Origin of the sequence: Klebsiella sp. 2019SCSN059, assembly GCF_021739525.1 — a bacterium.
In the GTDB taxonomy this organism is placed as follows: domain Bacteria; phylum Pseudomonadota; class Gammaproteobacteria; order Enterobacterales; family Enterobacteriaceae; genus Klebsiella; species Klebsiella quasipneumoniae.
Window position 1 is genome coordinate 1 of sequence record NZ_JAKKOM010000120.1, and the last position, 1,067, is coordinate 1,067.

The window sequence follows — 1,067 nt, forward strand, 5'->3', positions numbered from 1 at the left end:
GCTGACGCACACCATCGCCCACCGGGTGGGTCGCTATCTGGAACGGCAAGGCCTGCTGGAACGGGATGTCGAAAACAGCTATCTGGCCTCGGATGCGGTGGATGACGACCCGATGACACCCCTGCTGGGGCACTCGATCACTTACCGTATCGCTGTCGGTTCACAGGCGGGGCGAAAGGTGTTCACTTTGCAAACTCTGCCGACCAGTGGTGATCCGTTCGGTGACGGGATTGGCAAGGTAGCCGGGTCCAGCCTGCACGCCGGCGTGGCGGCCAGGGCCGATGAACGCAAGAAGCTCGAACGGCTGTGCCGGTACATCAGCCGCCCGGCGGTATCCGAGAAGCGGCTGTCGTTAACACGAGGCGGCAACGTGCGCTACCAGCTCAAGACGCCGTACCGGGACGGCACCACGCACGTCATTTTCGAACCATTGGATTTCATTGCAAGGCTGGCCGCCCTGGTACCGAAGCCCAGAGTCAACCTAACCCGCTTCCACGGGGTGTTCGCACCCAACAGTCGGCACCGGGCGTTGGTCACGCCGGCAAAACGGGGCAGGGGCAACAAGGTCAGGGTGGCTGATGAACCGGCAACACCAGCACAACGGCGAGCGTCGATGACATGGGCGCAACGGCTCAAGCGTGTTTTCAATATCGACATCGAGACCTGCAGCGGCTGCGGCGGCGCCATGAAAGTCATCGCCTGCATTGAAGACCCTATAGTGATCAAGCAGATCCTTGATCACCTGAAGCACAAAGCCGAAACCAGCGGGACCAGGGCGTTACCCGAAAGCCGGGCGCCACCGGCTGAGCTGCTCCTGGGTCTGTTTGACTGACGAGCCTGAAGGCCAACGATACCAATCAAAATGCTGCGTTCACAGCGCCGCGGCAGGGATCCGCCGTGCTGGTTGTCGGAAAAGGAGCCGCTAGTGGGAAAGAGGAGGGTAAATTTTCAGCGTTGCTGGCTCCCCGTCAGCCGGATTGGGTTGCATCGCAGGGGTGTCGAAAGAGTCAACTGCGGTCCAAAGCTGTTGGACTTGGGTGAAAAGGGCGTTTATTCTTCCTATACGT

At 60.4% G+C, this 1,067-nt stretch carries 1 pseudogene; it reads left to right on the top strand.

The window, feature by feature from the left end:
- Positions 1 to 832: pseudogene (locus tag L2I46_RS29175) on the top strand (IS91-like element ISCR2 family transposase); the annotation flags it as partial.
- Positions 833 to 1,067: the final 235 nt, after the last annotated feature.